This window comes from Cupriavidus sp. CP313 (assembly GCF_054072015.1).
The window spans coordinates 165,206-190,796 of record NZ_JBSVZB010000005.1 but is presented as its reverse complement, the minus strand read 5'-3'; the positions used below and the strand labels follow the sequence as shown (position 1 = coordinate 190,796).

Genomic DNA, 25,591 nt, shown 5'->3' with positions numbered 1-25,591 from the left:
TCAGGCTCCCTTGTCTGGAGTCGGTTGGGATGGGGGTGTCGGGACAAGCGGGGCGTTGCCGGCGGCGATCACGTCAAGCACCAGGCCGTGCCGTGCGGTGACGACCACCGGCGTGCCGCGCGCCAGGGGGCTGGCGCTGCGCACGCGCCAGTTCTCGCCGCGCACCGAGGCCCAGCCTTCGCCGCGCAGGTCGTCCAGCAGTTCGCCGCGGGTGCCGACCAGGGTGTCGGCACCGCTGACCACCGGGCGCTTGCGCGAGCGCACCAGCATCGCCGACATGCCGAACACGAAGATCGCGGACAGCGCCGACATGGCCGCCACCATCGGCACCGGCACGCCGAAGCCCGGCACGTCGGTGTCGATCAGCATCACCGCGCCAAAGGCGAAGGCGATGATGCCGCCCACGCCCAGCGCGCCGAAGGTCGGCAGGAACAGCTCCGCCACCATGCAGCCGATGCCCAGCGCCACCAGCGCCAGCCCGGCGTAGTTCACGGGCAGCATGTGCAGCGCGAACAGCGCCACCAGCAGGCAGATCGCACCGGCGACGCCGGGCACCACCATGCCCGGCGTGGAGAATTCGAAGATCAGCCCGTAGATGCCGATCATCAGCAGCAGCAGCGCCACGCTGGGCTCGGTGATCACGGCCAGGAAGCGGTCGCGCCAGTCGGGTTCCAGTGCCACCACCGGCGCATTCGCGGTGTGCAGCACGCTGGCCTTGCCGCCGACGGCGGTGATCTTGCGGCCTTCAACCTGGCGCAACAGCGCGGGCAGGTCGGGGGCGACCAGGTCGACCACGCGCTGGGCCAGGGCCTCGTCGGCAGACAGGCTGACCGACTCGCGCACGGCGCGCTCGGCCCATTCGGCGTTGCGTCCGCGCAGTTGCGCCAGGCCGCGGATATAGGCCGAGGCGTCGTGCATCTGCTTGCGCGCCATGGCATCGCCCCCGGCGGGCTCGCTGGCGGGGGCCGAGGCGGGCTTGGCGCCGGGCAGGGCGTCGGGCTTCTGCGGCCCGCCAATGCCGACCTGCACCGGGGTGGCCGCGCCCAGGTTGGTGCCCGGCGCCATGGCCGCGATATGGCTGGCGTAGAGGATGTAGGTGCCGGCACTGGCCGCGCGCGCGCCGCCGGGATAGACGTAGCTGGCCACCGGTACCGGCGAGGCCAGGATGGCCTGGATGATTTCACGCATCGACGCGTCCAGCCCGCCCGGCGTGTCCATTTCCAGCACCACCAGCTGGGCGCCGCCCTCGCGCGCGCGTTCCATGCTGCGCAGGATAAAGCTGGCGCTAGCCGGGCTGACTGCACCCTTGAGCGGAATCACGTAGACCGGGGCGGTTGCCGTGGTCGTGACGGTGGCGGCGGGCGCCGAGGCGCCGGAGGCCGGTGCCGCACTGGCGCCGGCACCGACGAGGGCAATGGCGCCGCACGCCAGCGCCAGGCCGGCCAGCAGCCGGCCGGACATCGGCCGAAGGGCCCGCAGCAGCGCGGAAGCAGGTTTCATGACAGGGGCGGGCACGCGAGGTGCAGTGATGGCGCCACTTCAAGTGTAGGCCACCGGGCACATCTTGCACGCCGCCTGCCGCGGCGCCTGCGCCAGGCGCTCAGGCCGCCGCCAGGCCAGGCTTGGCCGAAGGGCCGGGTGATTGGGCGGTGAGGGTGTCGACCAGCGCATGCAAGGCCGCGCTGGCCATGGACGGATGCCAGGCCAGCAGCGTGCGCACGCGACCCGCCGCGCCCAGGCTGTGCTGGCGGATGGCGGGCAGGTCGCGGTACAGCCCCAGCACCGAGCGTGGCACGATCGCCGCGCCGATGCCGGCCGCCACGCAGGCGACGATGGCATGGTACGAACTCAGTTGCAGCACGCGCGGCGTCGGCGCATCGCCGATCACATACCAGTTCTCCAGCCGGGCGCGGTAGTTGCAGCCGGGCTCGAACGCCAGCAGCGTCGGCACCTCCAGGTCGGCCGAGGTGCGCACCGGGCGATGGCGATCGCGCGTGATCACCACCAGCTCTTCCTCGAACACCGGGACGGCGCTCAGCGCCGGGTCGGTCAGCGGCTCGGCGACAAAGGCGCATTCCACCTCGAAGCGCGCCAGCGCATCCAGGGCCTGGCGCGTGGCCAGCGTGACCAGTTCCAGCTGCACGTCGGGCCAGGCCTGGTGGTATGCGGCCAGCACATTGGGCAGGCGGCTGGCGGCGGTGCTCTCCATCGAGGCAATGCGCAGCCGGCCGTGCGGCCGCGCCGGCAGCACCGCCTGGCGTGCCTCTTCAGTCATGCTGAGGATGCGGCAGGCATAGTCGAACAGGGTCTGCCCGGATGGCGTCAGCACCATGCGCCGGCCGTCGCGCACGAACAGGTCGACCCCGAGCGACTGCTCCAGTTGGCGGATGCGCGTGGTGACATTGGACTGCACCCGGTGCAGCCGCTCGGCCGCACGGGTAATGCCGCCGGCTTCGACGACGGCGCGGAAGATCTCGAGGGCGGCAAGGTCCATGTGGGACTCCTGTGGCTATCCATCTCTTATCAAGATGCATGGCATCTTGATAATTCATTTTTGGGGATGATAAAGCCAGCGTAGCATACAGGCATCGCAATGCAACCGCTGCCCCCGCCAGCCCCAGCCATGCCGAACCCCCACAGCCTCGACCCTGAACACCCCGCCGCTGCGCGCCTGGCCACCCGGGCGTCGGCACGGCGCGAAGCCGGCGCGGTGGCGGTAGCCATGGCCGGCCTGGTGTCGCTGGCGGTGGTGATGGGCATTGGCCGCTTTGCCTTCACGCCGCTGCTGCCGATGATGCTGCATGACGGCACCGTCACGCTGCACGAGGGCGGCTGGCTGGCCACGTTCAACTACATCGGCTACTTCGCCGGCGCCGCCGTGTGCATGTTTATCCGGCCCGACGCGGTGCGCATGGTGCGCTGGGGCCTGGTTGCGACGGTGCTGCTGACGCTGGGCATGGCCCTGCCGGGCGGCATGCCGGCATGGTCGCTGTGGCGCGCCGCCGCGGGCGTGGCCAGCGCGGTGGTGCTGGTCTATACCTCGGGCTGGTGCCTGCAGCGGCTGGCGGAACTGGGCAAGCCAGAGCTCGGCGGGCTGATCTTCTGCGGGCCGGGGCTGGGCATTGTCGTCACCGGGCTGGGCGCGTCCGGCATGGTCGGCGCGGGCTGGCATGCGGACTATGGCTGGCTCGCGTTCACGGCGCTGGCGGTGGTGCTGGTGGCGGCGGTCTGGCGGATCTTCGTAGCGCAGCCTGCCGTGTCGATGACGGCGACGACGGCGGCATCCCAGGCGGCAGCCGACACAGGCGCCGCGCGGCTCGATGCCCAGACCTGGGCGCTGACCTTCGCCTACGGCCTGGCCGGCTTTGGCTACATCATCACCGCGACCTTCCTGCCGGTGATTGCGCGCGAGGCGCTGCCCGGCACGGTCTGGGCCGACCTGTTCTGGCCGATCTTCGGCGCGGGCGTGGCGGTGGGCGCGTTCCTGGCCACGCGGGTCGGCATGGCGCACGACAACCGCAAGCTGCTGACGCTGCTGTACGGCATGCAGGCGCTGGGCGTGGCGATCGCGGTGGTGTTCCCGACCGTGGCCGGCTTTGCCCTCAGCAGCCTGCTGGCGGGGCTGCCGTTCACCGCGCTGGTGGCGTTTGCGATGCGCGAGGCGCGGCGCCTGTGGGGGCCGCACGCGCCGCGGCTGATGGGCCTGATGACGGCATCCTACGGCCTGGGCCAGATCGCCGGGCCGCCGCTGGCGACCGCGCTGGTGGCGCGCACCGGGGGCTTTGCCAGTTCGCTGGCGTGCGCGGCGGCGGCGCTGCTGCTCGGCGCGCTGGTGTTCGCCTGGATGCGCCGCGCCTGGCCGCCGGGGGCCGCCCGGAGCTGATCGGCAAGGTGCGCTAAAGTATGGCCTTTGCCGCCTGGCGCGCCACGCGAGCGGCTGCCGCGCCTGGTCCACTAGCGTGCAGCCCGTGGCGCGGCACAGAAGGCCGGGGCCGTACCCGGCACGCGCGACCGGGCGGCGCAGGAGCGACCCCATGTCTTTTGCCTTGCAGCCCGCGCGTGCCGCGGGTGCCCCCATCCAGCCCGTTTCCGCCGAAGAACAGCGCGTGCGCGTCGACCTTGCCGCCGCCTACCGCCTGGCCGCGCGCGAGGGCTGGGATGACCTGATCTACACCCATATCTCCGCCACGGTGCCGGGCGAGCCCGAGCACTTCCTGATCAATCCCTTTGGCTTTGCCTTCGACGAGATCCGCGCCAGCGACCTGGTCAAGATCAACGGCCGCGGCGAGGTCGTCGGCGAGACCGTGCATCCGGTCAATGTGACCGGCTTTGCGCTGCACGCCGCGGTGCATGCGGCGCGCGCCGACGCGATGTGCGTGATGCACCTGCATAACACCGCCGGCATCGCCGTATCGGCGCAGGCCGCGGGGCTGTTGCCGCTGTCGCAGCATGCGATGCGCTTCCACGGCCGCATGGCCTACCACGACTACGAAGGCCTGGCCTTCACGCCAGCCGAAGGCGCGCGGCTGACCGCGTCGCTGGGTGCGCATCCGGCCATGCTGTTGCGCAACCACGGCACGCTGACGGTGGGCCGCACCGTGGCCGAGGCCTATGTGCTGATGGCGACGCTGATCAAGGCCTGCGAGGTCCAGATTGCCGCGCAGGCGGGCGGTGCGCTGGTGCAACCCGGCGCGGCCGTGGCGGACAAGACCTCCGGGCAGCTCTACGACAACGGCGCCGTCGAAGGCGTGATGGAGTGGCCCGCGCTGCTGCGCAAACTGGATAGAATCGATCCTTCATACCGGGACTGAGCGGGACTGATTCCCCGCCGCGACTCAACCACATTCATCAAAGGAGCATTGCATGCCGACTTTCCACGTCGAAATGTTTGAAGGCCGTACCATCGAGCAGAAGCGCAAGTTTGTCGAGGAAGTGACCCGCGTCAGCTGCGAAACCCTGGGCTGCTCGGCCTCGGCCGTCGACATCATCATCACCGACATCAAGCGCGAGAACTGGGCCACCGGCGGCGAGCTGTGGGCCGACAAGAAATAAGGTTCCACGCAGCCTCACACTGAACACCATGCAGCACTTCGCCTCTGACAACTACGCCGGCTTCTGCCCGGAATCGCTCAAGTATTTCCTGGAAGCCAACGCCAGCGGCCATGAACAGGCCTACGGCGACGATACCTGGACCCAGAAGGTCTGCGACCGTATCCGCGACCTGTTCCAGACCGACTGCGAAGTGTTCTTCGTGTTCAACGGCACGGCGGCCAACTCGCTGGCGCTGTCGGCGCTGTGCCAGTCGTACCACTCGGTGATCTGCCACGAGCTGGCGCATATCGAGACCGATGAATGCGGCGGCCCGGAGTTCTTCTCCAACGGCTCCAAGCTGCTGACCGCGCCCGGCGCCGACGGCAAGCTCACGCCCGACGCGGTCGAGGCGCTGGTCACGCGCCGCTCCGATATCCATTACCCCAAGCCCAAGGTGGTGTCGCTGACGCAGTCGACCGAAGTCGGCACCGTCTACAGCGTGGAAGAGGTGCGCGCGATTGCCGCCATCGCCAAGCGACGCCAGCTGCGCGTGCATATGGACGGCGCGCGCTTTGCCAATGCGGTGGCCTCGCTGGGGGTGCATCCGTCCGAGATCACCTGGCGCGCCGGCGTCGATGTGCTGTGCTTCGGCGGCACCAAGAACGGCCTGCCGGTGGGCGAGGCGGTGGTGTTCTTCGACCGCCGCCTGGCCGAGGACTTTGCCTACCGCGTCAAGCAGGCCGGGCAGCTGGCGTCGAAGATGCGCTTTATCTCCGCGCCGTGGCTGGGTTTGCTCGAGAACGACGTATGGCTCGCCAACGCGCGCCATGCCAATGCGATGGCGCAGTTGCTGCAGCAGCGCATCAGCGATATTCCGGGCGTTCGCATCATGTTTCCGACACAGTCCAACGCCGTGTTCGCCGAGCTGCCGCTGCCCGCGATCGAGGCGCTGCGCGCGAAGGGCTGGCGCTTCTATACCTTTATCGGCGCCGGCGGCTGCCGTTTCATGTGTTCATGGGACCTGCAGCCGCAGACGGTTGAGGCGCTGGCCGCCGATATGCGCACGGCGTGCGGCGCCTGACCGGCATCCCATACCTATAACGACGAGACCCCTTCAGGAGCCCCCAAATGCAATACCGATTCTGCCCGCAGTGCGGCGCGCCGCTGGAGGTGCTGCCGCTGTCCGGGCGCGAACGCCACGCCTGCGTGCAGCAGGAATGCGGCTTCGTGCACTGGAACAACCCGCTGCCGGTGCTGGCGGCGGTGGTGGAGTACCAGGACAAGCTGCTGCTGGCGCGCAATGCCGCCTGGCCGGAGACCATGTTCGCACTGGTGACGGGCTTCCTGGAGCGCGACGAGCCGCCCGAGCTGGGCGTGGCGCGCGAACTGAAGGAAGAGACCAACCTCGATACCGAGTCGGTGTCGCTGATCGGCGTCTACGAGTTCATGCGCAAGAACGAGCTGATCATCGCCTACCACGTCAAGGCGACCGGCACTGTGGCGCTGTCCGAAGAGCTGGCCGACTACAAGCTGGTGGCGCCGGAGGATGTGCGCGTCTGGTCGGCCGGCACCGGCTTCGCGGTGGCCGACTGGCTGGCCGCGCGCGGCTATCCGGTGCGCTTCTTCGACCGCCAGACCGGCGCGGACATTCCCGACCCGCGCCGCCCGCACGACTTCAGCCTGGTCGGGGGTTCGCTACAATACCGGTGGTGAGGCTGGCCCCCGGCCAGCCGCCCAGCCCCCAGAATCGAAGGAAGAGACGAATGGAGTTCCAGAAAGAAGTGGATGCGCGCGGCCTGAACTGCCCGCTGCCGATCCTGCGCACCAAGAAGGCCCTGGCCGACATGGCCAGCGGCGATGTGCTCAAGGTGCTGGCCACCGATCCCGGCGCCACGCGCGATTTCCAGGCCTTTGCCAAGCAGACCGGCAATGAGCTGCTGTCGCACTCCGAAGTGGACAAGGTCTTTGTGTTCTACATGCGCCGCCGTTGACCGGCATACGGCTCCCGCACCTGGCGGGGCTGCACAAGGAAAAAGCCGCTCGAAAGCGGCTTTTTCCTTGTTTGCAGGCCAGCGCGATCAGCTGCCGATGCCGGTCAGGTGCTCGCGCGATTCCAGGTAGGCGCTGAAGTCAGCCCCGACTTCCGGGTGCTTCAAGGCAAATTCAACGGTTGCCTTCAGGTAGCCCAGCTTGCTGCCGCAGTCATAGCGGCGGCCCTGGTAGCGGTAGGCCAGCACCTGCTCCTGGCCCAGCAGCGACTGGATCGCGTCGGTCAGCTGCAGCTCGCCGCCGGCGCCCGGCTTCAGGTCGCGCAGGTGGTCGAAGATGCGCGGGGTCAGGATGTAGCGGCCGACCACGCCCAGGTTGGACGGCGCGTCTTCCGGCGCCGGCTTCTCGATGATGCCCGAGACCTTGATCACGTCCGCATCCCACTCGCGGCCGTCGATCACGCCGTAGGAGCGGCTTTGCTCCGGCGTGATCTCCTCGACGCCCAGCACCGAGCAGTTGTAGTGGTTGAAGGTATCCACCATCTGCTTCATCACCGGTGGGTTGCCGTCGATCAGGTCATCGGCCAGCATCACCGCGAACGGGGTGTCGCCGACCAGCTTGGCCGCGCACAGCACCGCATGGCCCAGGCCCAGCGCTTCGGGCTGGCGCACGTAGAAGCACTCCACGTTGGCGGGCTTGATCGAGCGCACCACGTCCAGCAGCGCCTGCTTGTTCTTGGCCTCAAGCTCCACTTCCAGCTCGAAGGCCTTGTCGAAATGGTCCTCGATGGCGCGCTTGGAGCGGCCGGTGACAAAGATCATCTCGGTAATGCCGGCGGCCATGGCTTCTTCCACGGCGTACTGGATCAGCGGCTTGTCCACCACCGGAAGCATTTCCTTGGGGCTGGCCTTGGTGGCCGGCAGGAAGCGAGTGCCCAGGCCCGCAACCGGGAACACAGCCTTGGTGACGCGATTTTCCATATCAGGTGTACCTCTCAGATTCCAGTCCATAACCCTGCCAGCCATTGCGGGCGCCGTCTGTCCGGTTCTGTCCGACGAAGCCGGACAGAACCCCCGGCAGGCAGGGGCGTGAATGCGGCCGCCGTGCCGTCAGGCCGGCAGCCGTTGCAGCTGGCCCTGCAGCTTGGCCAGCGTTTGCTCGAAATCGGCCAGGCGCTGCGTCTCTTGCGCCACCACGGCAGGCGGTGCCTTGGCGACAAAGCTCTCGTTGGACAGCTTGGCGCGGCACTTGCCGATTTCGCCACCGATGCGCTCGACTTCCTTCGACAGGCGCACGCGCTCGGCGCCGACATCGATCTCGATCTTCAGCAGCAGGTGGTTGCCCCCGGCAATGGCGACCGGCGCGCCGGCGCCTTCAGCCTGCAGGGCAGCTTCATCTTCGAAGACGCGCACCTCGGAAAGTTTCGCCAGTGCCTGGATATGTGCGCTCGCCGCCTTCAGGAAGGTGGTGTCACCCTCAGCATAGAGCGGGATGCGCTGGGCCGGCGAGATGTTCATCTCGCCGCGCAGGTTGCGGCAGGCATCGATCACTTCCTTCAGGCGCGCAACCCATTGCTCGGCATCTTCGTCGATCTTGGCGACCGCCGGCAGCGGGTAGGGCTGCAGCGCAATGGTCTCGGAGCCATCACCCTTGGCGCGGCCGGCCAGCGGGGCCACCTTCTGCCACAGCTCTTCGGTGATGAAGGGGATGATCGGGTGCGCCAGGCGCAGCACGGTCTCGAGCACGCGCAGCAGCGTGCGCCGCGTGGCGCGCTGCTGGGCCTCGGTGCCGTTCTGGATCTGCACCTTGGCCAGCTCCAGGTACCAGTCGCAGTATTCGTCCCAGACGAACTTGTAGATCGCGTTGGCGATATTGTCGAAGCGGTATTCGGCAAAGCCCTTCTCGACGTCGGCTTCCACGCGCTGCAGCAGCGACACGATCCAGCGGTCGGCCTGCGAGAAATCCAGGTAGCCGTCCGGGCCGCAGTCGTTGCTGCACGGGCCCATGCCGCAGTCATGGCCTTCGGTGTTCATCAGCACGAAGCGGGTCGCGTTCCACAGCTTGTTGCAGAAGTTGCGGTAGCCCTCGCAGCGGCCGGTATCGAAATTGACGTTGCGGCCCAGCGTCGCCAGCGACGCGAAGGTGAAGCGCAGCGCGTCGGCGCCGAAGGCGGGAATGCCCTCGGGGAATTCCTTTTTCGTCTTCTTCTCGATCTTGGGCGCGTCCTTGGGGCGGCGCAGGCCGGTGGTGCGCTTCTGCAGCAGCGTGTCGAGATCGATGCCGTCGATCAGGTCCACCGGGTCCAGGGTGTTGCCCTCGGACTTGCTCATCTTCTTGCCTTCCGAATCGCGCACCAGTCCGTGCACGTAGACGGTATGGAAGGGCACCTTGCCGGTGAAGTGCTTGGTCATCATGACCATGCGCGCCACCCAGAAGAAGATGATGTCGTAGCCGGTCACCAGCACCGACGACGGCAGGAAGTGCTGGATCTCGGGGGTTTCTTCCGGCCAGCCCAGCGAGGAGAAGGGTACCAGCGCCGACGAGAACCAGGTGTCGAGCACGTCTTCCTCGCGGCGCAGGCTGCCGGTGCTGCCGGCGGCCTTTGCCTTGGCCAGCGCTTCGTCTTCGGTGCGGCCGACAAAGCAGTTGCCGGCATCGTCGTACCACGCCGGGATCTGGTGGCCCCACCACAGCTGGCGCGAGATGCACCAGTCCTGGATATTGCCCAGCCACTGGTTGTAGGTGCTGATCCAGTTTTCCGGCACCAGCTTGATCTCGCCGCTCTGCACGGCTTCCAGCGCCACCTCGGCGATCGAGCGGCCCGGGTAGAAGGTGCCTTCCGGCGCCGGCTTGCTCATGGCGACGAACCACTGGTCGGTCAGCATCGGTTCGATCGCGCTGCCGGTGCGCTCGCTGCGCGGGGTCATCAGCTTGTGCTTCTTGACCTCGGCCAGCAGGCCACGCTTGTCCAGGTCCTCGACGATGGCCTTGCGCGCGTCGAAGCGGTCCAGGCCGGCGTAGGCGGCGGGGGCGTCGGCAACGATCTTCGCGTCCAGCGACAGGATCGACAGTTGCGGCAGGTTGTGGCGCTGGCCCACCGCATAGTCGTTGAAGTCATGGCCCGGGGTCACCTTGACCACGCCGGTGCCGAACTCGCGGTCGACGTATTCGTCGGCAATCACCGGGATCTGGCGCTCGGTCAGCGGCAGCTGCACGAACTTGCCGATCAGGTGCGCATAGCGCTCGTCTTCCGGGTGGACCATCACGGCCACGTCGCCCAGCATGGTTTCCGGGCGGGTGGTGGCCACGGTCAGGTGGGTCAGGCCGCCCTTGGCGTCAGCCTCGACCAGCGGATAGTGGATATGCCACAGCGAGCCTTCTTCCTCGACGCTGTCGACTTCCAGGTCCGACACCGCGGTGCCCAGCACCGGGTCCCAGTTGACCAGGCGCTTGCCGCGATAGATCAGGCCCTGCTCGTGCAGGCGCACGAAGGCTTCGGTGACCGCCGTCGACATCTCGGGCGACATCGTGAAGTACTCGCGGCTCCAGTCGATCGAAGCGCCCATGCGCCGCACCTGGCGGGTGATGGTCGAGCCCGACTCTTCCTTCCAGGCCCACACCTTCTCGGTGAATTTCTCGCGGCCCAGCTCATGGCGCGACACGCCCTGCGACTCGAGCTGGCGCTCCACCACGATCTGGGTGGCGATGCCGGCGTGGTCGGTGCCCGGCACCCACAGCGTATTGGCGCCGGTCATGCGCGCATGGCGCGCCAGGCCGTCCATGATGGTCTGGTTGAAAGCGTGGCCCATATGCAGCGTGCCGGTCACATTGGGCGGCGGCAGCTGGATCGCAAAGTCCGGGCGGGCAGGGTCGAAGGTCGGCTGGGCGATGCCGCGCTTCTCCCACTCGGGGCCCCATTTCGCCTCGATGGCGGCGGGTTCGAAGCTCTTGGCAAGGGACTGGTCTTGGGCGGTCATGCTGGGATGTGGATATTGGCGTCGGGGGTCGTCGCAGGGTGCTTCGGCCTGCGCCTGGCGAGGCGGCGGCCGTCGGCAGCCGGCATTGCGCCAGTAAAACGTTAAATTATACGGGGGTGGCAGGCTGGTGCCTATTTCCTGGTCATCCGCACCCGCCGGATGTGACTTGCGGGACAGGGCCCACCGGTATAATTGCCGTGATTCCACTAGGCCTCTCCGATGTCCGATCTGCTCGCCAACCTGAACGCCGAACAACTAGCCGCCGTCACCCTGCCTGACGAACCGGCGCTGATCCTGGCGGGCGCGGGCAGCGGCAAGACCCGCGTGCTGACCACGCGCATCGCCTGGCTGATCCAGAACGGCCGGGTCTCGCCGGCGGGCATCCTGGCGGTGACCTTTACCAACAAGGCCGCCAAGGAAATGCAGACGCGGCTGTCGTCGATGCTGCCGATCAACACCCGCGGCATGTGGATCGGCACCTTCCACGGCCTGTGCAACCGCATGCTGCGCGCGCATTTCCGCGACGCCGGCCTGCCCCAGACCTTTGCCATCCTGGACAGCCAGGACCAGCTCTCGGCGCTCAAGCGGCTGCTCAAGTCGCTCAATGTCGATGATGAGAAGTACCCGGCCAAGAACCTGCAGTACTTCATCAACAACGCCAAGGAGCAGGGTCTGCGCCCGGCCGACGTCGAGGCCAACGACGACTTCAACAAGCGCTTTGTCGACCTCTACGCCGCCTATGACCTGCAGTGCCAGCGCGAAGGCGTGGTCGACTTTGCCGAGCTGCTGCTGCGCTGCTACGAGCTGCTGCGCTACAACGACGCCATCCGCCAGCACTACCAGCACCGCTTCCGCCACGTGCTGGTCGACGAGTTCCAGGACACCAACGTGCTGCAGTACCAGTGGCTCAAGCTGCTGGCCGGCTACGGCACGCAGAACCCGGCCGCGGTCTTTGCCGTCGGCGACGACGACCAGAGCATCTATGCGTTCCGTGGCGCCAACGTCGGCAATATGCGCGACTTCGAGCACGAGTTCCGCGTGCGCCGGCTGATCAAGCTGGAGCAGAACTACCGCTCGCATGGGCATATCCTGGATTCGGCCAACCACCTGATCTCGCACAACGCGCGCCGCCTGGGCAAGAACCTGCGCACCGACGCCGGCCACGGCGAACTGGTGCGGGTGTTCCAGGGCGGCTCGGACGGCCAGGAAGCCGCCTGGATCATCGAGGAGATCCGCGACCAGATCGCGCAGGGCGCCAGCCGCGCCGAGATCGCCATCCTGTACCGCAGCAACGCACAGTCGCGCGTGATCGAGCATGCGCTGTTCTCGGCCGGCATCGCGTACCGCGTCTATGGCGGCCTGCGCTTCTTCGAGCGCGCCGAAATCAAGCACGCGCTGGCCTACATGCAGCTGCTGGAGAATCCGCGCAACGATGCCGCCTTTGGCCGCGTGGTCAACTTCCCGGCGCGCGGCATCGGCGCGCGCTCGCTGGAAGTGCTGCAGGACATGGCGCGCCAGTACGACTGCGCGCTGGCCGAGGCGGTGGCCTACGTACCCGGCGCGGCCGGCAGCAAGCTGGCGGCCTTTACGCGCCTGGTCGACAAGATGCGCGACGATACCCGCCGCATGACGCTGGCCGAGACCGTCGAGTACGTGATCAACCACAGCAGCCTGATCACCCACTACCAGGGCGAGAAGGAAGGCCAGGACCGCATCGAGAACTTGCAGGAACTGGTGACCGCCGCGCAGGCCTTCGTGGTCGAGGAAGGCTACGGCCTGGAAGCGCTGGCCGCGGTGATCCCGGTTGACCGCAGCCCCGCCGCCCCGGCACTGGCCGACGGCGACCAGGCCCAGCAGGTGCTGGATCCGGAAGCGCTGCCGGTGGTGATGACGCCGCTGGTCGCGTTCCTGACCCATGCCTCGCTGGAAGCCGGCGACAACCAGGCCCAGGCCGGCCAGGACGCGGTGCAGATGATGACCGTGCACGCGGCCAAGGGGCTGGAGTTCGACGTGGTCTTCATCACCGGGATGGAAGAGGGCCTGTTCCCGCACGAGAACAGCATGATGGACCCGGACGGCGTGGAAGAAGAGCGCCGCCTGATGTACGTGGCGATCACGCGCGCGCGCAAGCGGCTCTATATGTCGTTTGCGCAAAGCCGCATGCTGCACGGCCAGACCCGCTACCACGTGCGCTCACGCTTCTTCGAGGAGCTGCCCGAGGCCTCGCTCAAGTGGCTGACGCCGCCGGCGCAGGGCTACGGCGGCGTGCGCCGCCAGGAGCGCGACAGCGCCTGGGGCCGCGACTGGTTCCGCAAGCCCGAGGACGTGCCCTATACCGGCACGCGCCCCACCGGGGGCATGGACAACGGCAACGGCTATGCCGATGCCAAGCGCGAGGCCGGCACCGGCTTCCGGGTGGGGCAGTCGGTGTTCCACAACAAGTTTGGCGAAGGCGTGATCACCGCGCTGGAAGGCGAGGGCACGGACGCACGCGCCAATATTAACTTCAAGCGCAACGGGGCCAAGTGGCTGGCGCTGTCGGTGGCGAAGCTGGACGCGATCGACTGAGCGGGTCCAGCTTCGCTGCGCGCCATGCCGCGCCCCGGGCGGCTCAGGGCAGGGCGTGGCGGACCTCGCCAGCCTTTTCGTCGGGACTGTCCACCGTCAGCAGCGGATTGATGAACAGCGAGGCCAGCGCGCCAACCCCGAGCAGCGCCCCCGAGATCATGAACGGCAGGTCATAGCTGCCGGTCCGCTCGATCAAGTAGCCGAACACCACCGGCGACACCATGCCGGCCACGCCGAAGCCGGTGTTCATCATGCCGCCCGCGGTGCCGGCGTACTTGCCGGCGATGTCCAGCGGCAGGCTCCACAGCACCGCGTTGGTCAGCTCCAGGAAGAAGAACGACAGCGACAGCAGGATCACCGCGTTGACGGCATCGGCCGTGAAGGTCATCGGCGCGATGAACATCAGCGAGCCGGCCAGCCCCACGAACAGGATCGCGCCGCGCGCCCGGCGCAGGTTGCCGGTGCGCCTGTAGATGCGGTCCGACAGCACGCCGCCGAGCGTGTCGCCGACCACGCCCGCCATCAGTGGCAATGCCGTGAACAAGGCCAGCTGCTTCAGGTCGAAGCCGCGCGCCTCCTTCAGGTACGAAGGCAGCCACGTCAGATAGACCCACAGCGACCAGCCGTAGCAGAAGTCGACGAAGGTCACCAGCCACATGCGCCGGAACAGGCGCCGCCACGGCGTGGCCGCCTTGGCTGCCTGCTGGCTATCGCCGCGCCGGTAGCCGATCTCCTGCAGCTCCTGCGCGGTCACGCGGCTGTGCTTGTCGGGCGAATCCTTGAAAAAGAAGGCGTACAGCAAGGTCCAGCCGAGGCTGATCGCGCCCAGCACGATGAAGGCTTCGCGCCAGCCGGCGGCGGCCACGATGACCAGCACGATCGGCGGCGTGATCGCACCGCCCAGCCGCGCGAAGCTGTGGGTGATGCCCTGCGCGAAACCGCGCTCCGCCACCGGCATCCAGTAGGTGAAGGCGCGCGTCGCGGTCGGGAACGCGCCGCCTTCGCCGATGCCCAGCACGAAGCGCAGCACCACCAGCATCAGCACGCTGCCCGCGAAGCCGGTCAGCACCGTGGCCACGCCCCAGATCAGCGACAGCACGATCAGCACCTTCTTGGGCCCGAACTTGTCGGCCATCCAGCCGCCGAGGATCTGCATGGCGGCATAGGGGTAGGCAAAGGCCGAGAACACCAGCCCCAGCTGCGATGCGGTCAGCCCCATTTCCTCGCGGATCAGGGGGGCGGCGACCGAGATGTTGACGCGGTCGATGTAGGCGATGAAATACATCAGGCACATGACGCCCAGGATCATGTGCCGGGTCTTGATGCGTTGCTTCATACCACCTCCTTTGTGCGGCGCGCGCACGTGGCGTTGACGGGGCGGCGGCCGGCGCATGGTCCGTAGCCATGCGCTTGCGGCGCGCCGGGGGCGCGGCGCCGGCCGCGCTGCCCGTCCTTGAGCAATCTGTCTGTGGTCTTGAGTCGTGTCTCCTGGTCTGGTGGATTCTGGTCGGGCAGGCTCCTTGGCGAGGGTTGTGGAAAGGGAGGGAAGGTTCAGGCGTGGTCGAGCAGCTTCAGCCGCTGCACCTTGCCGGACGGGCCGCGCGGCAGCTCGGCGACAAAGCGGAACTCCTTCGGCGTCTTGTAGCGGCCCAGCTCGCGCAGGCAATGCGCGCGCAGCGCCGCGTCATCGCAGCGCGCGGCCTCGCGCATGACCACGTAGGCGACGATCTCCTGCCCGTAGGCCGGGTCCGGCACGCCGACCGCTGCGGCTTCGAGCACGGCCGGATGGCGCAGCAGCGCCTCGTCGATCTCGCGCGGGGCAATGTTCTCGCCGCCCTTGATGATCAGTTCCTTGGCGCGCCCGGTAATGTAGAAATAGCCATCGGCGTCGCGGTAGCCGAGGTCGCCCGTGCGCAGCCAGCCATCGTGCGTAAAGGCCTCGCGCGTGATGTCCGGCGCCTTGTAGTAGCCCGCCATCACGCTCTCGCCCTGCAGCACGATTTCGCCGACCTGTCCGTCGGGCACCGGCATTCCGTCGCCACCGAGCACGCGTGCGCGCGTGCCAGATGGCTGGCCGATGCTGCCGATGCGCCGCCGGCCCGGGTCGAGCGGATTGCTGAATGCCGGTGCGGCAGTCTCGGTCATGCCCATGGTCTCGATCACGCCGATGCCGAAACGCGCTTCGAAGGCGCGGTGATGCTCGGGCGGCAGCGCCGCCGAGGCCGAGCGGCAGAAGCGCACGCCGGCCGGGGCCTGGCCGTGCGGATCGTTGAGCAGGTAGGCGATGATGGTCGGCACCACGTTCAGCCAGGTGCAGCCGTGGCGCGCACTGTCCTGCCAGAACGCGCTGGCGGAAAAGCGCATCGGCATCACCACCGAGCCGCCGTGCACCAGCGGCGCGATCGCGGTCACGACCAGGCCGTTGATGTGGTACAGCGGCAGCGTCGCCAGCACCCGGTCGGCCGGCCCGAGGCAGTGCTCGCGGCTGACGTTGGCGCCGTTGGCGACCAGGTTGCGCTGCGTCAGCAGCACGCCTTTGGGCGTGCCGGTGGTGCCGGACGTGTACATGAGCAGCGCGGGCGCGTCCGGCTGCGGTGGGGGCAGTGGCGACGCAGCGTCATGCGTGGCGGGCAGTGCCGGCAGGCTGTTGGCATCGGGCGCGGTGACGAGCACCGGCACGTCCAGCCCGGCCTCGCGCAGCGCCTCGCGGATGGCGGCTTCTCCGTCGGGCCAGGTGAAGACCAGCCGCGTGTCCGAATGCGCAAGGATGTAGCGCAGCTGCGCCGGCTGGCACAGCAGGTTGATCGGATTGACGACCAGCCCGCAGGCCATGGTGCCGAGCAGGAGCCGCGCGGTCTGCTCGCCGTTGGGCAGGTACACCGACACCGTTTGGCCGCTACCGAGGCCGGCTGCCGCATAGCAGCGGCCCAGCGTGCCGGCGTCGGCCGCCAGCGCGCCGAACGTGAGCGCATGGCCGCTGTCCGGGGACAACAGGTAGAGCTTGTCGGGCCACTGCGCGGCACGCACGGCCACCAGCGCGGCGAGGGTGTCGAACACTTCGGGTTCCGTGCGCGCGTTCATTTGCCGACCCTCGCGAAGTAATCGCCCAGCAGGTCCGCTTCATCGGGCACGTGCTCGGCGATGGGCACGGCAATGCGGGTGATGTTCAGGTATTGGCGCCAGCCGAGGTTGTCCGAGAAGTTGTTGCCGCCCCAGGTGCCGCAGCCCATGGACAGCGAGAACGGCAGGCCGTTGTCGAAATTCCCGCCGGTGGCGAAGCAATGCGCCTGGTTCACGATCACGCGCGCCACCGGCAGCTCCTGCCCGAGTTGCAGCGCATGACGCGGATTGGACGAATGCAGGCTGACCGAATGCCCGGCGCCCATATAGGCGTACAGGCACGCCACGCGCTCGACTGCCGCCGCAAAGTCGGCGGCGCGGTAGAGCGTCAGCACGGGCGAGAGCTTTTCGCCAGAGAAGGGGTAGTCGCTGCCGACACCGGCTTCTTCCACCAGCAGCATCGCGGGCTGCAGCGCGCGCACGCGTTCCAGCCCGGCGAGCTCGGCAATTCGCGTTGCGTTCTGTCCCGTGAAGGTGCCGGCGAGCTTGCCGTCGCGCCACATCAGCGCCTGCAGCCGCGCTTTCTCCGAAGCCGTGAGCATCACGCCGCCGACTGCCGCCAGGGCGTCGAGCATGGGCGTGTAGACGGCGTCGAGCACGACCAGGCTGTTCTCTGAAGAGCAACTGGTGGCATTGTCGAAGGTCTTGGAGCGCACCACCTTGGCCGCGGCATCATCCAGCGCGGCGCTGGCGTCGATGATCGATGCCACATTGCCGGCGCCCACGCCGAAGGCCGGCGTGCCGCAGGTGTAGGCCATGCGCACGTTGGCCTGCGAGCCGGTCGCGACCACCAGGTCGGCCTGCCGCATGAGCTCCGCCGTCGCGGCCTTCGAGACCGGCGCGGGCAGCATCTGGACCAGGTCGGCAGGCAGGCTGGCGCGGGCAAACTCGGCGTGGATGAACGACAGCAGCAGCACGCAGGTGTCCTGCCCCTTCGGCGACGGCGCCACGATCACGCTGTTGCCGCACTTGAGCGCGTTGATGATCTTGTTGGCCGGCGTGGCCGCGGGATTGGTCGACGGAGTAATGGCCGCCACCACGCCCACGGGCCGGGCGATCTCGGTGAGGCCGGCTGCCGCATCCTGCGCGATCACGCCCACCGTCTTGCGGCCATGCAGGTCGCGCAGCAGGCCCAGCGTCTTGCGGTGGTTCTTGCGGATCTTGTCGTCGACATTGCCCAGGCCGGTGTCGGCGACGGCGCGCTCGGCCAGCTGGCGGTTGCGCGCGGGCTCCATGATGGCCCAAGCAGCAGCGGCGACTGCCGTGTCGACGGTGGCCTGGTCGGCACGCGCGAACTCGCGCTGCGCCTGCCTGGCCCGGGCCACGACCGCAGCGACGGCTTCGGCCGCGGCTTGCGCTGGCTGCGCGGGCAGGGATGCCGTCGGTAGGGGCAAATCGGAATTGTTGGACTGCCGGCGATGCAGTATTTGCACACTCATGGATTCGACTCCGCGGTTTGGACGGTTAGGACCGCCGCGCTTTGTCGTGCACTTCGCGGCACCGTCGGCGGCCCTGGATCGAATCTAGTGAAGCGGGACAGACAGGCCGTCCCAATTTGTGCGCTTTCGCGAGCGCGCAGCCGGGGTGCGATCCAGAATTCAGTTTTCGGGACGGCCATGCGTCCCGGAATCCTTTAAATTTGATCCATGAGCAATCACTCGAATGCCGCCGCGGTGCGCGCCTTCCGCATTCTCGAGATCCTGTCCGCGGCCGACGGGCCCCTGTCGCTGGCGGCCATCGTGCAGGCGATCGAGTTGCCGAAGCAGACCGTCCACCGCATCCTCAAGCAGCTGGAAAGCACGTGGCTGGTGTCGCGCACGGCCGGCAACCGCCACTACGAGTGCTCATCGCGCGTGCGGCAGCTCGCCGTCAATGTGCTGATGCAGGCGGGTCCCGCGGCGGCGCGCCATGCGATCCTGCAGCAACTGGTCGACAAGGTCGGGGAGACCTGCAACCTGACCATGCTGTCCGGTGACGACGTGGTCTACCTGGACCGCGTAGAAACGCAATGGCCGCTGCGCATGCACCTGCAGCCGGGCTCGCGGGTGCCGCTGCACTGCACCGCCAGCGGCAAGCTGCTGCTGGCGTTCCTGCCGAGCGCGCAGCGCCAGCGCCTGGTTGCCAGCCTGCCGCTGCGCGCGCACTCGGCGCACACCATCACCGACGCCGGGGCGCTACACACGGAACTGTCCGAGACGCGGCGGCGGCGCCTGGGGGTCAACAATCAGGAAAACCTGGAAGGCATGATCGCGGTCGCGGTGCCGGTGATGCGCAACCGGAACCGCGCCTGCGCGGCGATTGCCGTGCAGGTGCCGATGGCGCGCATGACGATGGACCAGCTGATGGGATTCGTGCCGGACCTGCGCCTGGCAGCGGACGAGATGGTGAAGACGTTCTGCGAATAGCTCGTGACGCGAGAGGCAAGCGCAGGCCTTGATCGATTGAGGCAAAAAAACCGGCACGCTGCCGGTTTTTTTGCCTGTCCCACAAGCGGGAGAGGGAGCGTAGCGAACGCCCGTGGTTCAGGCGCCCGGCGCTGCCGGCGCAGCCGGATCCACGCCCGGCGGCGTCACGTTGAAGCAGCCGCGGTACGTGGCATAGAACGAGCAATACAGGATCGCCAGCATCAGCAGCGAATACGGCGTGACCAGGAATGACAGCACCGTCTCGGCGCCGAAGGCGCTGAACACCGCCTCCAGGAGGAACGGGATCGCCACCAGCAGCATCGCGAACAGCACCGCGTAGGTGAAGAACGCGCCGCGGTTGCGCCAGCACGCGGTCCAGCTGAAGAACAGCGCCTTGACCGGCGGCACGCCGTGCCAGGCCGCCAGCAGCGGCGCGAACCAGAACATCATCGCGATCGGCGTGTACAGCAGCGCGCCGATCAGCATGGCGTAGTACAGCTGGCGCACCGCTTCGGCGGTCGGCGCTTCTTCCTTCAGCACGATCGGCACCAGCGCGCTCATGTCGACCACCGATCCGGCGATCAGGCCCAGCACGAACACCAGCCCGGCGTAGATGCCGCCCAGCACCAGCAGGTTGCGCGTGGCTTCCTTGCCGTTGGCGCGGAAACCCGCCAGCAGCACGGTGGGCATCACCCGCTTGTTCTGGATCACGTCGCGGCATGCGGTCATCACGCCGACCGACAGGCCCGGCGTGACCACCAGCAGCGCGATGATGCCGATCAGCGGCACCACGATGGCCAGCTGCGCGGCGATCAGGTAGACGAACAGCAGCATCAGGAAGGTCAGCGGGTTCTTGCGGAACAGCCAGATGCCCTGGCGGAACCAGGTGTAGCCTTCCTTGGCAGGGACTTCCAGTAGTTGCATACGGATCAGATCCAGGGGAGCGGGGCGCTTGCAGGGTCCGCGCCGATGCGCCGGCGCAGGATGCGTTCGAAATGGGTCGGGTCGTGCGGTTGCAGCATGTCGGCCTCGCGCGGCAGGTAGAAGTCCCACAGTCGCGACACCCAGAAGCGCAGCGCACCCGCGCGCAGCATGTCCTGCCAGTGCGCGGCCTCGGTGGCGGTCAGCGGCCTGACGGCATGATAAGCCCGCAGCAGGGCCTGCGTGCGCGCGGGGTCGAGTTCGCCGCTGGCCAGGTCGATGCACCAGTCGTTGACGGTGACCGCCACATCGAACAGCCACTTGTCGTTGCCGGCGAAGTAGAAGTCGAAAAAGCCGCCCAGGCGGTGGCGTCCGCTGCCGTCTTCCTCGAACAGCGCGTTGTCGCGGAACAGGTCGCAGTGGCACGGGCCTGCGCCCAGGCCGGCGTAGTCCGCGCTGGCGAAGACGGCGGCCTGGTGGGCGATCTCCTGCTGCAGCAGCGCGCGCTGGCCGGCATCCAGGAAGGGCAGGATCTCAGGCTCGGTCTGCTGCCACCAGGCGAGGCTGCGCAGGTTGGGCTGCTGGCGCGGATAGTCCTGGCCGGCCAGGTGCATGCGTGCCAGCATGTCGCCCACTTCAGCGCAGTGCTGCGCGTCGGGCGCCAGTTGCGACGCCCCGGGCAGGCGCGTGACGATGGTGGCAGGCTTGCCCTTGAGCGGGCGCAGGATCTCGCCGTCGCGCGCCGGGATCGGCGCGGGCACGCGGATGCCGCGCTCGGCCAGGTGCGCCATCAGGTGCAGGTAGTAGGGCAGCTGCGCGAACGTGAGCCGCTCGAAAATGGTCAGCACGTACTGGCGCGTCTGGCCATCGTGCTCCATGGTGAGGAAGAAATTGCTGTTCTCGATGCCCGAGGCGATGCCGCGCAGCTCGCGCACTTCGCCAAGGTTGAAATCCAGCAGCCAGCGGGCGATCTCGTCCTGCGAGACCGTGGTGAATACGGCCATACTCGTTGTGTGAAGCGAATCGGAAAGCGGCGGGGACCAGTTTCGGACAAAGTCCGGGCCGCCGCCGCGGCATGACACTGCCGGAGGGCCGGCGCGGCCTGGAGCTTACGCCAGGCCGTGGGCAAACGAACTCAGAACTTCAGGTTGACCGAAGGCACGCGGTTGACATCGTGCTCGCGGATCTTGGGCGAGCTGTCTTCCGGCTTGCTCATCTCGTATTTGGTGCCGAAACCCGATTTGACCTGGATATCGGTGGCCCGTCCCTTGTCGCGGTACTCGCGCACCTGGGTGCCATCGCGTTCATTGAGCTGGAAGCTCGGCTGGCGCGGCTGGTTCAGTTGCGACTTGGCCGCCGGGGCGATCGGCTGGTTGTTGATCTGGTTCAGCTCCTGCTGCGTCAGCGCACTGCTTTCCTGCGCGACGGCCCAGCCGGAAGCCAGCGCCAGCGCGGCGGCCGCCACGGCGGCGAGGCTGGACACGGACCGCCTGGCAGGCGATTCAGGCTCGCCGGCCACGACGGAAGACCGCGTGGACCGGACCGAGCGGGCGGTGGAGGGGGAGGTCATCAGGTGCTCCTGTGCGGGGCTGCGGCGCAGCTTGCGCGCAGCGCCGCAGCATGCGGCGGTTGGACTGCAACCCGGCGGCGCCGGGCTTGGCAGACGGATAGGTTCCATTCTAGCAATTCCTGCCGTGCGCAGGCCGCCGCCGTGCCCCGAGGGGCACCTGCGCAACGGTACCGGGTGCCGGGTACGTGGCTTGGCGCCGCGCGCCTGGCGTCCATGCCTTACAGGTAGAACATCTCTTCCTTGGGCGGGATCGGCTTGTCGCCGCCGCGCTGCTCGTAGTAGTCGTAGACCGCTTCCAGCACTTCGTGCGGCTCGTCGACGATCTTCATCAGGTCCAGGTCGTGCTCGGCGATCAGGCCCATCGGCAGCAGCGTGAAGCGGAACCAGTCCAGCAGGCCCTTCCAGAAGCGGCTGCCGAACATGATCACCGGCACCGAGCGCGACTTGCCGGTCTGCACCAGCGTCAGCACCTCGGCCAGCTCGTCGAGCGTGCCGAAGCCGCCCGGCATCACGATAAAGGCGTCCGAATTCTTGACGAAGGTGACCTTGCGCGTGAAGAAGTGGCGAAAGCGCATGGCAATGTCCTGGTACGGATTGCCCTGCTGCTCGTGCGGCAGTTCGATGTTCAGGCCGACGCTGGCGGACTTGCCGGCGTGCGCGCCCTTGTTGGCCGCTTCCATGATGCCTGGGCCGCCGCCCGAGATCACGGCAAAGCCGGCGTCCGAAAACAGCCGGGCGATCTCGATGGTGCGCTGGTAGTACGGCGAATCCTCGCGCAGGCGCGCGCTGCCGTAGATCGACACGGCCGGGCGGATCTCGGAGAGGTACTCGGTCGCCTCGATGAACTCTGCCATAATCGTGAACATTTGCCACGAGGCGCGCGCCTTCTTTGCGGTAGCGCGGTCTTCGTCGGCCAGCGCACGCAGGCTGGGGATCATCTTGCGCGGATTGGCGCGCGCGGCCGCAGCAGCGGCCTTTTCAGCAGCAACTTCGGGCGGATTGCCCGCGGCAGCAGCATCGGCCGCCGCGGCGATGGCCGCGGCGTGCTCGGAAGCAGCCTCCGGCGGGGGTTGCACGGTATCGCCGGAAAGGTCAGAAACATCCGGGTCAGCAAGGGGGGCGGTCGAGGCACCGCCTGCAGCGGCACCAGTCAATTTTGAGTCCATGGGAATGTCGGATAGTCCAAAAACACTCTTGCTCGTCGACGGATCGAGCTATCTGTATCGCGCTTATCACGCTCTGCCGGACCTGAGGAATGGGGAGGGTCTGCCCACAGGGGCAATCTACGGCATGATCAACATGCTGCGCAAGTTGCGCAACGACTACCCGGCAGAGTATAGCGCCTGCGTGTTCGACGCAAAGGGCAAGACCTTCCGCGACGACATGTATCCGGCCTACAAGGAACATCGCCCGTCGATGCCGGAAGACCTGGCGCGCCAGATCGAGCCGATCCATGAGGCCGTGCGCGCCATGGGCTGGCCGATCGTGGTGGTGGACGGCGTGGAGGCCGACGACGTGATTGGCACGCTGTCGCGCCAGGCCACGGAGCAGGGCGTGCGCACGGTGGTGTCCACCGGCGACAAGGACCTGGCGCAGCTGGTCAACGGCCAGGTCACGCTGGTCAACACCATGAGCGGCGAGGTGCTCGATCCCCCCGGCGTGGCGGCCAAGTTCGGCGTGCCGCCCGAGCGCATCATCGACTACCTGTCGCTGATCGGCGACGCGGTGGACAATGTGCCGGGCGTGCCCAAGGTGGGTCCCAAGACCGCGGTCAAATGGCTGGCCGAGCATGGCTCGCTCGACGGCGTGATGGCCGCCGCCCCCGGCATCAAGGGCGTGGTGGGCGAGAACCTGCGCAATACGCTGGACTGGCTGCCGATGGCGCGCCAGCTGGTCACGGTCAAGACCGACTGCGACCTCTCCGCCGCGGTGGCGGACTTCCACGCGCTGCGCGAAATCGGCGAGGACAAGGACAAGCTGGTGGCGTTTTTCTCGCGCTACGGCTTCAAGACCTGGCTGCGCGAAGCGACCGGCGAAAGCCTGCCCGATGCCCGCGCCCAGGCCCGCGCCCGCGCGGCCGCCGCCCCCGCGCAAGGCGGCCTGTTCGATGCGCCGGCCGCGGCCGGCGAAGCCGAGGCACCGGCAGCGGACGAGGCTGCGCCGACCGAGATCCGCTACGAGACGGTCAGCACCCAGGGCCAGCTGGACGACTGGATGCGGCGCATCGAGGCCGCGCCGCTGGTGGCGATCGACACCGAGACCACCTCGCTGGACCCGATGCAGGCGCAGCTGGTTGGCATCTCGCTGTCGGTCGTGCCGGGCGAGGCCTGCTATATCCCGGTGGCGCACCGTGGCCCGGACGTGGCGGGGCTGCCCGACCACGGCCAGCTGTCGCGCGAGTTCGTGCTGGGGCGCATGCGTGCGTGGCTGGAAGATGCCAGCCGCCCGAAGCTGGGCCAGAACCTCAAGTACGACGTCCATGTCTTTGCCAACCATGGCGTGACGCTGCGCGGCGTGGCGCACGACACCATGCTGCAGAGCTACGTGCTGGCCTCGCACCGCAACCATGGCATGGACAGCCTGGCCGAGCGCCTGCTGAGCCTGAAGACCATCACCTATGAAGAGGTGTGCGGCAAGGGCGCCAGCCAGATCGGCTTCGACCAGATCGACCTGGCGCGCGCCACCGAATACGCTGCCGAAGACGCTGACGTGACGTTGCGCCTGCACCGCAAGATGTTCCCGCAGGTGGAAGCCGCGGCGGGCCTGCGCCGCGTGTATGAAGAGATCGAGATGCCGGTCTCGGTGGTGCTGCAGAAGGTCGAGCGCAACGGCGTGCTGATCGACGCCGGCCGCCTGGCCACGCAGAGCGCCGAGCTGGGCCAGCGCATGCTGGCGCTGGAGCAGGCCGCCTACGAGGCCGCCGGCCAGCCCTTCAACCTGGGCTCGCCCAAGCAGATCGGCGAGATCCTGTTCAGCCAGATGAAGCTGCCGGTGGTGAAGAAGACCGCCAGCGGCGCGCCCTCGACCGACGAAGAGGTGCTGCAGAAGCTGGCCGAGGACTACCCGCTGCCCAAGCTGCTGCTGGACTACCGCGGCCTGGCCAAGCTCAAGTCCACCTATACGGACAAGCTGCCGAAGATGGTCAACCCGCAGACCGGCCGCGTGCACACCAGCTACGGCCAGGCCACCGCGGTGACCGGCCGGCTGGCGTCGACCGAGCCCAACCTGCAGAACATCCCGGTGCGCACCGAGGAAGGCCGCCGCATCCGCGAAGCCTTTATCGCCGAGCCCGGCAGCGTGATCGTGTCGGCCGACTATTCGCAGATCGAGCTGCGCATCATGGCCCATATCTCGGGCGACGAGAACCTGCTGCGCGCCTTTGCCAACGGCGAGGACATCCACCGCGCCACCGCCGGCGAGATCTTCGGCGTCGCGCGCGAGGCGGTCAGCAGCGAGCAGCGCCGCTACGCCAAGGTGATCAACTTCGGCCTGATCTACGGCATGAGCGCGTTCGGCCTGGCCGGCAACCTGGGCATCGAGCGCGAGGCCGCCAAGCACTATATCGACCGCTACTTCATGCGCTACCCGGGCGTGGCCCACTACATGGAAGAGACCCGGCAGACCGCGCGCGAGCAGGGCTATGTCGAGACCGTGTTCGGCCGCCGGCTGTGGCTGCCCGACATCAACGGCGGCAGCGGCCCGCGCCGGCAGGCCGCCGAGCGCGCCGCCATCAACGCGCCGATGCAGGGCACCGCTGCCGACCTGATCAAGCTGTCGATGATCGCGGTGCAGGACTGGCTGGAGCGCGACGGGCTGCAGACGCGACAGATCATGCAGGTGCACGATGAACTGGTGCTGGAGGTGCCGGAGCACGAACTGGAGCTGGTCAAGGTGCGGCTGCCGGAGCTGATGTGCTCGGTCGCGCAGCTGCGCGCGCCGCTGGTGGCCGAAGTGGGCAGCGGCGCCAACTGGGAAGAAGCGCACTGACGAGGCGGCCTGTCACCCAGCCT

Annotated in this window: 20 protein-coding genes; 9 read left to right on the top strand and 11 right to left on the bottom strand. The window is 68.0% G+C overall.

The genetic code is table 11. The features are described from left to right. Entirely contained in the window at positions 1–1,500 is a 1,500-nt protein-coding gene (locus ACW4E8_RS09480) for an NfeD family protein (protein ID WP_456804260.1), read from the bottom strand. Between the two features lie 100 nt (positions 1,501–1,600). Beyond that, positions 1,601–2,494, bottom strand: coding sequence for a LysR substrate-binding domain-containing protein (locus ACW4E8_RS09475; protein WP_456804259.1), 894 nt, complete (start codon positions 2,492–2,494; stop codon positions 1,601–1,603). Between the two features lie 129 nt (positions 2,495–2,623). Here ACW4E8_RS09475 and ACW4E8_RS09470 point away from each other — a divergent pair, with 129 nt between their 5' ends. The 6 genes from ACW4E8_RS09470 (at position 2,624) to ACW4E8_RS09445 (ending at position 7,022) form a co-directional block, all read left to right on the top strand. Beyond that, positions 2,624–3,883 carry a YbfB/YjiJ family MFS transporter gene (locus ACW4E8_RS09470; RefSeq protein WP_456804258.1) on the top strand — a complete coding sequence of 420 codons (1,260 nt, stop codon included), beginning with the start codon at positions 2,624–2,626 and terminating at the stop codon, positions 3,881–3,883. Positions 3,884–4,034: 151 nt separating this feature from the next. Further along, positions 4,035–4,811 carry a class II aldolase/adducin family protein gene (locus ACW4E8_RS09465; protein WP_456804257.1) on the top strand — a complete coding sequence of 259 codons (777 nt, stop codon included), beginning with the start codon at positions 4,035–4,037 and terminating at the stop codon, positions 4,809–4,811. A gap of 52 nt (positions 4,812–4,863) precedes the next feature. Next, positions 4,864–5,052, top strand: coding sequence for a 4-oxalocrotonate tautomerase (locus ACW4E8_RS09460; protein ID WP_010813672.1), 189 nt, complete (start codon positions 4,864–4,866; stop codon positions 5,050–5,052). Positions 5,053–5,080: 28 nt separating this feature from the next. After that, complete coding sequence (locus tag ACW4E8_RS09455) at positions 5,081–6,112, top strand: threonine aldolase family protein (RefSeq protein ID WP_456804256.1); 1,032 nt, start codon at positions 5,081–5,083, stop codon at positions 6,110–6,112. A 47-nt stretch (positions 6,113–6,159) separates the two neighbouring features. After that, complete coding sequence (locus ACW4E8_RS09450) at positions 6,160–6,744, top strand: NUDIX domain-containing protein (protein WP_010813670.1); 585 nt, start codon at positions 6,160–6,162, stop codon at positions 6,742–6,744. Positions 6,745–6,794: 50 nt separating this feature from the next. Further along, positions 6,795–7,022, top strand: coding sequence for a sulfurtransferase TusA family protein (locus ACW4E8_RS09445; RefSeq protein ID WP_010813669.1), 228 nt, complete (start codon positions 6,795–6,797; stop codon positions 7,020–7,022). Between the two features lie 87 nt (positions 7,023–7,109). On the opposite strand, the gene galU is transcribed toward ACW4E8_RS09445, so the two are convergent. Both galU and ACW4E8_RS09435 read right to left on the bottom strand, forming a co-directional pair. Then, positions 7,110–8,000, bottom strand: a complete 891-nt coding sequence (gene galU / locus ACW4E8_RS09440; RefSeq protein WP_456804255.1) for a UTP--glucose-1-phosphate uridylyltransferase GalU — start codon at positions 7,998–8,000, stop codon at positions 7,110–7,112. Between the two features lie 129 nt (positions 8,001–8,129). Beyond that, positions 8,130–10,997, bottom strand: coding sequence for a valine--tRNA ligase (locus tag ACW4E8_RS09435; RefSeq protein WP_456804254.1), 2,868 nt, complete (start codon positions 10,995–10,997; stop codon positions 8,130–8,132). A gap of 219 nt (positions 10,998–11,216) precedes the next feature. On the opposite strand from ACW4E8_RS09435, the gene ACW4E8_RS09430 reads away from it, so the two are divergent. Continuing rightward, complete coding sequence (locus ACW4E8_RS09430) at positions 11,217–13,565, top strand: UvrD-helicase domain-containing protein (RefSeq protein ID WP_456804253.1); 2,349 nt, start codon at positions 11,217–11,219, stop codon at positions 13,563–13,565. Positions 13,566–13,608: 43 nt separating this feature from the next. Here ACW4E8_RS09430 and ACW4E8_RS09425 read toward each other — a convergent pair whose 3' ends face one another. The 3 genes from ACW4E8_RS09425 to sauS all read right to left on the bottom strand — a co-directional run bounded on the left by ACW4E8_RS09425 (position 13,609) and on the right by sauS (position 18,124). Further along, positions 13,609–14,901 carry an MFS transporter gene (locus ACW4E8_RS09425; RefSeq protein ID WP_456804252.1) on the bottom strand — a complete coding sequence of 431 codons (1,293 nt, stop codon included), beginning with the start codon at positions 14,899–14,901 and terminating at the stop codon, positions 13,609–13,611. Positions 14,902–15,116: 215 nt separating this feature from the next. Next, entirely contained in the window at positions 15,117–16,646 is a 1,530-nt protein-coding gene (locus tag ACW4E8_RS09420; RefSeq protein WP_456804251.1) for an acyl--CoA ligase, read from the bottom strand. After that, positions 16,643–18,124, bottom strand: coding sequence for an acylating sulfoacetaldehyde dehydrogenase (sauS, locus tag ACW4E8_RS09415; RefSeq protein ID WP_456804250.1), 1,482 nt, complete (start codon positions 18,122–18,124; stop codon positions 16,643–16,645). The genes ACW4E8_RS09420 and sauS overlap by 4 nt, the downstream gene beginning before the upstream one ends. A 207-nt stretch (positions 18,125–18,331) precedes the next feature. On the opposite strand from sauS, the gene ACW4E8_RS09410 reads away from it, so the two are divergent. After that, positions 18,332–19,090: an IclR family transcriptional regulator gene (locus ACW4E8_RS09410; RefSeq protein ID WP_456804249.1), complete on the top strand. Its 759-nt coding sequence runs from the start codon at positions 18,332–18,334 to the stop codon at positions 19,088–19,090. A 117-nt stretch (positions 19,091–19,207) separates the two neighbouring features. Here the strand turns inward: ACW4E8_RS09410 and ACW4E8_RS09405 are convergent, their stop codons facing one another. From ACW4E8_RS09405 to ACW4E8_RS09390, 4 genes are all read right to left on the bottom strand, one after another. Then, positions 19,208–20,014, bottom strand: coding sequence for a BPSS1780 family membrane protein (locus tag ACW4E8_RS09405; protein WP_456804248.1), 807 nt, complete (start codon positions 20,012–20,014; stop codon positions 19,208–19,210). 5 nt (positions 20,015–20,019) lie between these two features. Beyond that, positions 20,020–21,015, bottom strand: a complete 996-nt coding sequence (locus ACW4E8_RS09400) for a homoserine kinase (RefSeq protein ID WP_456804247.1) — start codon at positions 21,013–21,015, stop codon at positions 20,020–20,022. A gap of 131 nt (positions 21,016–21,146) precedes the next feature. Then, positions 21,147–21,581: a hypothetical protein gene (locus ACW4E8_RS09395; RefSeq protein ID WP_456804246.1), complete on the bottom strand. Its 435-nt coding sequence runs from the start codon at positions 21,579–21,581 to the stop codon at positions 21,147–21,149. Between the two features lie 218 nt (positions 21,582–21,799). Further along, positions 21,800–22,747, bottom strand: a complete 948-nt coding sequence (locus ACW4E8_RS09390) for an LOG family protein (RefSeq protein ID WP_456804245.1) — start codon at positions 22,745–22,747, stop codon at positions 21,800–21,802. Between the two features lie 4 nt (positions 22,748–22,751). On the opposite strand from ACW4E8_RS09390, the gene polA reads away from it, so the two are divergent. Then, positions 22,752–25,568 (top strand): DNA polymerase I, encoded by a 2,817-nt coding sequence (gene polA, locus ACW4E8_RS09385; RefSeq protein ID WP_456804244.1) that lies wholly within the window; start codon positions 22,752–22,754, stop codon positions 25,566–25,568. Positions 25,569–25,591 lie beyond the last annotated feature (23 nt).

What these genes read in the sequence shown, in the direction of transcription:
- ACW4E8_RS09445 (WP_010813669.1), top strand. Translation starts at nt 6,795, where the DNA reads ATGGAGTTCCAGAAAGAAGTGGATGCGCGCGGCCTGAACTGCCCGCTG.
- ACW4E8_RS09450 (WP_010813670.1), top strand. Translation starts at nt 6,160, where the DNA reads ATGCAATACCGATTCTGCCCGCAGTGCGGCGCGCCGCTGGAGGTGCTG.
- ACW4E8_RS09475 (WP_456804259.1), bottom strand. Translation starts at nt 2,494, where the DNA reads ATGGACCTTGCCGCCCTCGAGATCTTCCGCGCCGTCGTCGAAGCCGGC.
- ACW4E8_RS09390 (WP_456804245.1), bottom strand. Translation starts at nt 22,747, where the DNA reads ATGGACTCAAAATTGACTGGTGCCGCTGCAGGCGGTGCCTCGACCGCC.
- ACW4E8_RS09465 (WP_456804257.1), top strand. Translation starts at nt 4,035, where the DNA reads ATGTCTTTTGCCTTGCAGCCCGCGCGTGCCGCGGGTGCCCCCATCCAG.
- ACW4E8_RS09405 (WP_456804248.1), bottom strand. Translation starts at nt 20,014, where the DNA reads ATGCAACTACTGGAAGTCCCTGCCAAGGAAGGCTACACCTGGTTCCGC.
- sauS (WP_456804250.1), bottom strand. Translation starts at nt 18,124, where the DNA reads ATGAGTGTGCAAATACTGCATCGCCGGCAGTCCAACAATTCCGATTTG.
- galU (WP_456804255.1), bottom strand. Translation starts at nt 8,000, where the DNA reads ATGGAAAATCGCGTCACCAAGGCTGTGTTCCCGGTTGCGGGCCTGGGC.
- ACW4E8_RS09460 (WP_010813672.1), top strand. Translation starts at nt 4,864, where the DNA reads ATGCCGACTTTCCACGTCGAAATGTTTGAAGGCCGTACCATCGAGCAG.
- ACW4E8_RS09410 (WP_456804249.1), top strand. Translation starts at nt 18,332, where the DNA reads ATGAGCAATCACTCGAATGCCGCCGCGGTGCGCGCCTTCCGCATTCTC.
- ACW4E8_RS09400 (WP_456804247.1), bottom strand. Translation starts at nt 21,015, where the DNA reads ATGGCCGTATTCACCACGGTCTCGCAGGACGAGATCGCCCGCTGGCTG.
- polA (WP_456804244.1), top strand. Translation starts at nt 22,752, where the DNA reads ATGTCGGATAGTCCAAAAACACTCTTGCTCGTCGACGGATCGAGCTAT.
- ACW4E8_RS09395 (WP_456804246.1), bottom strand. Translation starts at nt 21,581, where the DNA reads ATGACCTCCCCCTCCACCGCCCGCTCGGTCCGGTCCACGCGGTCTTCC.
- ACW4E8_RS09430 (WP_456804253.1), top strand. Translation starts at nt 11,217, where the DNA reads ATGTCCGATCTGCTCGCCAACCTGAACGCCGAACAACTAGCCGCCGTC.
- ACW4E8_RS09480 (WP_456804260.1), bottom strand. Translation starts at nt 1,500, where the DNA reads ATGAAACCTGCTTCCGCGCTGCTGCGGGCCCTTCGGCCGATGTCCGGC.
- ACW4E8_RS09425 (WP_456804252.1), bottom strand. Translation starts at nt 14,901, where the DNA reads ATGAAGCAACGCATCAAGACCCGGCACATGATCCTGGGCGTCATGTGC.
- ACW4E8_RS09470 (WP_456804258.1), top strand. Translation starts at nt 2,624, where the DNA reads ATGCCGAACCCCCACAGCCTCGACCCTGAACACCCCGCCGCTGCGCGC.
- ACW4E8_RS09435 (WP_456804254.1), bottom strand. Translation starts at nt 10,997, where the DNA reads ATGACCGCCCAAGACCAGTCCCTTGCCAAGAGCTTCGAACCCGCCGCC.
- ACW4E8_RS09420 (WP_456804251.1), bottom strand. Translation starts at nt 16,646, where the DNA reads ATGAACGCGCGCACGGAACCCGAAGTGTTCGACACCCTCGCCGCGCTG.
- ACW4E8_RS09455 (WP_456804256.1), top strand. Translation starts at nt 5,081, where the DNA reads ATGCAGCACTTCGCCTCTGACAACTACGCCGGCTTCTGCCCGGAATCG.